A 7173-nucleotide genomic window follows, 5' to 3' on the forward strand; every position below is an offset into this window, starting at 1 on the left:
TACCGACCTTCATTTAAGGGCACAAAAAAAGCGATTAACTTCACAGTCGACCGCTCCAAATCTTCAATAGGTATTAGTTTCCTTTAAGGTAAAAAGATTGTATTCAGGATAACGAATGCAAAAGTAAAGGTTTTTGCCTAAACACCCAAACAAAAAGATATGTTTCTTAACATGTTTGGAGGTTTACAACAAAAACCTTTACACGCAGTTTTCGTATCGTATTACTTAACGCCTACTTGTTCCAAAGCGGCTTTCAGGAGGTTCCAGAAAGGCTCTACCGTAGGAATAAGGCAACGCTCTGTCGTAGTGTGGGGTGAACGGAGGGTTGGTCCGAAGCTCACAACATCCATGTGAGGATACTTGCCCAAAATGACCGAGCACTCCAATCCGGCGTGGTCTACCTGCACAATACCTTCCTCACCATTCTGTTCCTTGTAGATTTTCTTCAGCAAATGGAGCACCTCGCTGTCGGGATTAGGATCCCAACCGCCATAGCTTCCACTCATTTCAACCTTCATTCCGGCCATGTTAAAGCAGCTTTCGAGCATGGTAGCCACGTAGTCTTTCATGTCCTCACGCGAAGAACGAGCCAAAATCTTGATGGCAGCCTTGCCTGCTTCAATATCAATGATGGCCAAGTTGCTGGAAGTTTCCACTACGTCGGGGTAAACGGGAATGAATCGTATCACGCCATCATGGCAAGCATAAATGGCGTTGACCAAGTTGTCTTGTATCTCCACGGGCACTTCCGTAGCAGGTGTAGCCACATCCTCGGCAAAGAATTCTATGCCACTCTCAATGGTCTTGAACTCATCTTCAAAGTCATTCTTCCAATCAGCGACCATTTCTTTCAGCGCCTCAACGTTCTCCTTAGGCAGCGTCAGCACCACTTCGGCCTTGAAAGGAATGGCATTGCGCATGTTGCCGCCGTGCCAACTGGCCAAACGAGCGTCCACTTCCTCGATGGCTTCACGCACAAAGCGCACCATCAACTTATTGGCATTACCGCGGCCTTCGTTGATTTCCAAGCCCGAATGGCCGCCACGGAGGCCTTTCAGCGTAACTTTCACGGCCGCATCGTCGGCATCTGTTGCCACTTCTTTATAATCGAGCGTGGCGGTAACGTCGATACCACCGGCCGAACCGATAACAAACTTGCCCCAAGTCTCGGAGTCAAGATTCATGAGAATGTCGCCTTCCAACTCGCCCTCGGGCAAATCGTTGGCACCATACATACCCGTTTCCTCGTCAGCGGTGATGAGTGCCTCCACCGGACCATGCTTCAAATCGGTAGCTTCCATCACAGCCATGATGGCAGCCACGCCCATTCCGTCGTCCGAACCCAAGGTCGTACCCTTGGCTTTCACCCATTCGCCGTCGATATAGGTCTCTATCGGGTCGGTCTCAAAGTTATGTTTACTCTCCGGAGCCTTCTGTGGCACCATGTCCATGTGGGCCTGCATGGTCACTGTTTTACGGTTTTCCATGCCCGGTGTGGCAGCCTTGCGCATGACAATGTTGCCGGCGGGGTCTTGAAATGCCTCCACGCCCACGCTCTTAGCGAAGTCGAGCAAGAATTTCTGTACTTTTTCCAAGTGTCCGGATGGACGTGGAACTTGTGTTAGTGCATCGAAATTACGCCAAATGCACGCTGGCTTTAGATTTCTGATTTCTCCCATAAATTGAATATTTAGGTGGTTTGAATTTGCTTTCTTGTTGTGAATGACAAGGCTATCCACGCATAAATGCCCAGCAAAACGACGAGCATGGTCTGCACGGTGTGCACGATGAGCACGAAATAAAGGGCGTCCGTGCTGCCCACTCCATAAAGTATCAGCATGGTCTTCACGGCGAAATGCCACGGACCGGCGCCGTTAGGCGTGGGCACTACGACCGCTATGCTGCCCACAATGAACGTTACCAAGGCGCACATCAGCCCCAAATGGGCCGTGGCGTCAAAGCAGAAGAACGTAAGATAGTAGTGCAGGAAGTAGCTAACCCAAATGGCCAGCGTGAAAACTATAAACAACGGCACGTTCCTTACGCTGCGCAAGGACATCACGCCCTGCCAAATGCCGGCGAAGGTTGTCCTCACCTTATGATATATACTGAATCTCTTTAACAGATAAAAGGCCAAAATGAGCACGGCCAAACCGCAAATGGCCGTGACGAGATAGCCCGTAGCAGAGAATTGGGTCAGCACACTGTCGAGGCTGGTGCCGGTCTTTGCGAAGAACGTATCAAACACTCTGACCTGCAACAAGATGGTCAGCGCCGTAATCATCAGCACGAGCAATGAGTCGATGGCCCGCTCGGTCACCACCGTGCCCAAGGCTTTGGGAAAGGAAACGCCGTCATAGCGCTTGAGCACTCCGCAACGGGCAAACTCTCCCATCCGTGGAATGACAAGGCTCACGGCGTAAGACAAGAAGATACTGTTGACTCTCACGCCGCAACGGCTCCGCTCTCCGGCCGGCTCCAAGGTCTGCCGCCAGCGCCAGCCTCTGAACACCTGCGCCATGATACCAAAGGGAAACGACAGCAACATCCACGTCCAATTCATCTTGTAGAGCAGCACGTCGCTTATCTTTCGGAAGTCGAAGTCCCGGTACATCCAATAAAGAATCAGCCCTCCCAGCAGGAGCGACAAGCCTATCTTAAAGATATTGTTCGTTATTTTGTGGTGTTCAACCTTATTCATACGGTAATAAAATTTCACAAGCGCCCCGGTTTGACGCGTCTGCGCAGGGCCATCTCAGGGGCCGTCGGTCTGCTGTTTGAGCGGCATTAACCACCCCCCATGCAGCCCTAAATCGCCTCTATACGCCCTCGCCTGCCCCATGACCGGTTGGGATACTAGCGAAAGTTGAATATTAATATTACAAAGATAAAGATTTTCGAGTATAATGTGGCCAATCAATTTCTTAATTTGACGTAAATCAACAAAAAAGGTCTATAACATGTTTTCTAACATATTTGTTTGCGCACACAGCCAAATTGTCGTATCTTTGCACCACAATTAAGAAGCAACCGATGAGGTTGTGAAACGTAAATAAAGGATAACAATTAAATTATTAAAGTATTATGGTAGCATTAATTTCATTTGCCATTGTAGCAATCATGATTGCTCAGGCCATCAATTTGAACAACAAGATTAACTTGGGTGACAAGTAAATCTTGTGTTCCACACAACAACGATTATTTAAGTTACAAATAATGAGCGGCTTCAGAATTATCTGGAGCCGCTTTTCTTTTGGCCTTCGACGCTATCCCTTACACTGTTGCGACCTGCCAAAGGCTGACGATTAGATGATGGGACGATAGGATGAGGGAGATAATTTGTAAAAATTATTCCTATAAAAAGATGTATTCCGAATAGGCGCATTTAGCAAACGAAAAGGTAGAATCAACCCAATCAGCAGATTATTTTCTATCCATCAACAAGCAAAAGCCATGGTTTAAAGTGGCAAAAGGCCTGCTATGACCACGCTAACACGCAGCTTTCGCCGCACGAAAAAGCCGTTTTAAAGCCCTCAAAGCAGTGCTTTCATCCTTTTTAAACACACTGTTTTTTGCTTTAAAAACAATAAACCATTGATTAACAAAGCATTGCAAAAACACGCTACAATGCGATATTCACGAGTAAAAGTATTTTATTTTCAAATAACGCGGCCATCCGTGAGCTTTTGTAAAATAAGTTCTGAATGGCCGGTTATCTGAAAACCACCCATAACGATGTTACAAATCGTTCAGCCCTTCGGCCATTGTGGGATGGGTAAAAATCATGTTGCGCACGTACGACGCCGGTATGTGATGGTCGATAACCACCTTAAAGAGGTTGATAAGCTCGTGCGATTCGGCGCAGAAAAGCGTGGTCCCGAGCACCTCACCCGTATGATTGTCGACGATTTCCTTCAACAGTCCATCTGTCTTACCGAGCACTTTGGCCTTGGGAATGGCCATGGCGGGCAGTCGTCTCACCGTGATGTCAAGGCCCTGACGGCGTGCCTCGGTCTCCGTAAGCCCTATATGAGAGAGCGTGGGGTCGGTAAATACCGAGGTGGGGATGGCTCCCCGATTGAGCGTGGTGCGGCTACCGTCGCCAAATAGCTGGCTGCTCACGATACGGTAATCGTCGAGCGAGAGATAAGTAAACTGCCCATGACCGGCCACGTCGCCCATGGCCCAAATATGGGGAGCGGCTTTCAAGTGCTCATCGGTGACGATATTGCCCCGATTATCCATGCCGACACCGGCCTTATCGAGCTGCAAGCGGGCCGTGTTGGAATGGCGCCCGATGGCCACAAGCACCGCTTCGGCCTCAATGTCTCCGCCGTTGGTCACCACCGTCACAGCCGTTTCATGGTCCTCTATGCGCTCCGTGCGTGCGCCTTGCCGTACTTCTATGCCCTTACTTGTCAGCACTCGCAGCATTTCCTCGGCTATGTCACGGTCCTCACGAGGCAAAAATACGTCGCCGGCGTCAAGTATCGTCACCTTCGATCCAAAGGCCTGATACATGAAAGCGAACTCTAACGATATGTAACCGCCACCGATGATGACCAGCCTATCGGGCCTTTCCTCGAGCGACAACAGTCCGGTGCTGTCGTAAACACGCTTGCTGTCGGCGCCCGCTATCTTAAGTTGGTTGGGCGAGGAGCCCGTATTGATGAAAATACGGTCAGCCTTTACGAGCGTTTCACCATCCTTTCCGATAAGCCTTACCCTATGACTGTCGACGAAAGAAGCCGTCGCGTCGACCACTTCCACGCCTTCCAAATCGGCCACTTTGTGATAGTTTACGTCACGAAGTTTGCCTATGAGCGCCTCTTTCAGCGCCATCGCCCGGGCAAAGACTTCTTTTTTGTCGGCCGTCAATTGGCCCTTCTCACCTTCCACGATGAGCTTTTTCGACGGAATACATCCCACATTGATACATGTACCGCCATACATCGTGTTGCTCTCTTCTACCAACATCACGGTCTCACCGTGCCCGGCCATGTCCGCGGCCAGCGTTTTGCCGGCCTTACCGAAGCCGATAATCAGGTTTTTTACTACTCTTTCATCCATAAAAATATCGCTTTAAAAACTTCTGCCGGCCGTCTCTTATCCCCTATTTTCCTTACATTATATATATGGGGATGGGCTGTCGACGTGTTAAAACAAAAAGTGCTGACAGATTGTTCCCAATCTATCAGCACTCTAATATCAGTCATTCGTGTGCGCCTAACAGGACTCGAACCTGCACAGCGTGAGCTACTAGATCCTAAGTCTAGCGCGTCTACCAATTCCGCCACAGGCGCATAACGATTGCAAAAGTAATGCTTTTTCGGATAACTGCCAAAAAATAGCCCGTTTTATTTGCCCAATCGGCCCAGTGCTTCCTCCACCGTGTTGGTCAAATCCACGAACTGTGCCACCGTGAGTTGCTCGGGGCGCTTCGTCATTATGTCGAGAGCGAAGAACTCCGGACCGGGTTTCTCGGCACCAAACATCTGCTTTATCGACACGCGCAACATCTTTCGGCGCTGGTTGAACACCGTTTTGACCAAGCGCTTGAACAACTGTTCGTCGCATCCCAAGCTGGTCACGCCGTTTCGGGTCATGCGAATGACGGCGCTCTTTACCTTAGGAGGAGGGTTAAAGACGTTCTCATCCACCGTGAAAAGGTACTCCACGTCGTACCAAGCCTGAATAAGTACCGACAAAATGCCGTACGCCTTACTGCCCGGAGCGCTGGCGATACGCTGCGCCACCTCGCGTTGTATCATGCCGGTGCAGCAGGGTATGAGCTCTTTATAGTCAAGCATTTTGAAGAATATCTGGCTGGAAATGTCGTAAGGATAGTTTCCCGTCAGGACAAAAGACTTGCCGTCGAAGATTCGGTTGAGGTCCATGCGAAGGAAATCCTCGCCAATGATGTTGTCCCGAAGCGCAGGATAAGCCTCATGAAGATAAGCTACGCTCTCCGAATCTATCTCCACCGCCTTGACGGGACGGTCTTTCTTGACCAAATATTGTGTGAGAACACCCATGCCGGGACCTATTTCCAAGACGGGAATAGCGGGACAGGCGTCTACCGTATCGGCTATTCGGCGGGCTATATCGAGGTCTGTGAGGAAGTGTTGACCCAGATTTTTCTTTGGCTTTACTGCTTTCATATAACAGAAGAGTTTGATAATATAGGCTGCAAAAGTACGAATTTCTTTTTTGAATAGCCTGCTCTTGGCTGCCAAACTTCCCCAAAGGCCCCTATTATTAGAGTTTTATGGGCAAATGACTCCTCATTAAAATAATTTTAGTAGCTTTGCAGTTATAATGACTAAAAGCAAAAAACCTATCCTTTTATGAATCGTAATGAATTTGAGATCGAGGTGTGTGCCAATAGCGTTGAGAGCTGTCAGCAGGCTCAATTGGCAGGCGCTGACCGAGTAGAGTTGTGCGCCGGCATACCCGAGGGCGGCACCACGCCGTCTTATGGCGAGATAAAGATGGCACGAAAGGTGCTCACTTCCACGCGTCTTCACGTGATTATCCGCAACCGGGGCGGCGATTTCCTTTATACACCGCTTGAGTTGGAGCGCATGGCTATGGATATTGACCTCTGTCGGGAGTCAGGTGTCGACGGCGTGGTCTTCGGCTGTCTCACGCCCGAAGGTCACATCGACCGCGAAGCCAACGCCTTTCTGATGCAGCATGTGGGCAACATGCACGCCACCTTTCATAGGGCTTTCGACCGTTGCAGCGAGCCTTTGCGGGCTTTGGAAGACATCATCGACTTGGGATTCGACCGCATCCTGACCTCCGGCCAACAACCCACGGCCGACAAAGGGGTGGACCTTCTGCGCCAACTTCACCAACAAGCAGGCCATCGACTCAAGATTATGGCCGGCTGTGGCGTCAACGAAGCGAACATTGCCATGATTCAACAACAGACCGGAGTCACCAATTTCCACTTCTCGGCACGGGAACCTCGCCCCAGCCTTATGCAGTATTTCAACCCTTCTGTCTACATGGGAACGAAGGGAGCGGAGGAAACCAACCTCATGCTTACGACCGAACAAAGAGTTAAAAACACGATAGCAAAACTGTTATGAAAAAAGTATTGATCTCTGCTTTGCTCATGGCCACTACCTTATGTGCCCATGCGCAACACTTCATCACTGACGTGGC

Annotated in this window: 5 protein-coding genes and 1 tRNA gene; 1 reads left to right on the forward strand and 5 read right to left on the reverse strand. The window is 49.7% G+C overall.

Annotation, left to right across the window (positions count from 1 at the left end; genetic code table 11):
- Nucleotides 1–221: 221 nt before the first annotated feature.
- From VIR50_RS10245 to rsmA, 5 genes are all read right to left on the reverse strand, one after another.
- A complete protein-coding gene (locus VIR50_RS10245) occupies nt 222–1679 on the reverse strand; it encodes an aminoacyl-histidine dipeptidase (protein ID WP_331935033.1) in 1458 nt (485 codons plus the stop codon).
- Nucleotides 1680–1690: 11 nt separating this feature from the next.
- Nucleotides 1691–2701 (reverse strand): lysylphosphatidylglycerol synthase transmembrane domain-containing protein, encoded by a 1011-nt coding sequence (locus tag VIR50_RS10250; RefSeq protein WP_331935034.1) that lies wholly within the window; start codon nt 2699–2701, stop codon nt 1691–1693.
- A gap of 1037 nt (nt 2702–3738) precedes the next feature.
- Nucleotides 3739–5070 carry an FAD-dependent oxidoreductase gene (locus VIR50_RS10255; protein WP_331935035.1) on the reverse strand — a complete coding sequence of 444 codons (1332 nt, stop codon included), beginning with the start codon at nt 5068–5070 and terminating at the stop codon, nt 3739–3741.
- 151 nt (nt 5071–5221) lie between these two features.
- Nucleotides 5222–5303, reverse strand: a tRNA-Leu gene (locus VIR50_RS10260).
- Nucleotides 5304–5357: 54 nt separating this feature from the next.
- On the reverse strand, nt 5358–6161 hold the full coding sequence (gene rsmA / locus VIR50_RS10265) for a 16S rRNA (adenine(1518)-N(6)/adenine(1519)-N(6))-dimethyltransferase RsmA (protein WP_331935036.1): 804 nt from the start codon (nt 6159–6161) through the stop codon (nt 5358–5360).
- A 186-nt stretch (nt 6162–6347) separates the two neighbouring features.
- On the opposite strand from rsmA, the gene VIR50_RS10270 reads away from it, so the two are divergent.
- The gene (locus tag VIR50_RS10270) at nt 6348–7097 is read left to right on the forward strand and encodes a copper homeostasis protein CutC (protein ID WP_331935037.1); all 750 of its coding nucleotides are present in this window, start codon (nt 6348–6350) and stop codon (nt 7095–7097) included.
- Nucleotides 7098–7173 lie beyond the last annotated feature (76 nt).

Origin of the sequence: Prevotella sp. (assembly GCF_036570325.1) — a bacterium.
GTDB lineage: Bacteria > Bacteroidota > Bacteroidia > Bacteroidales > Bacteroidaceae > Prevotella.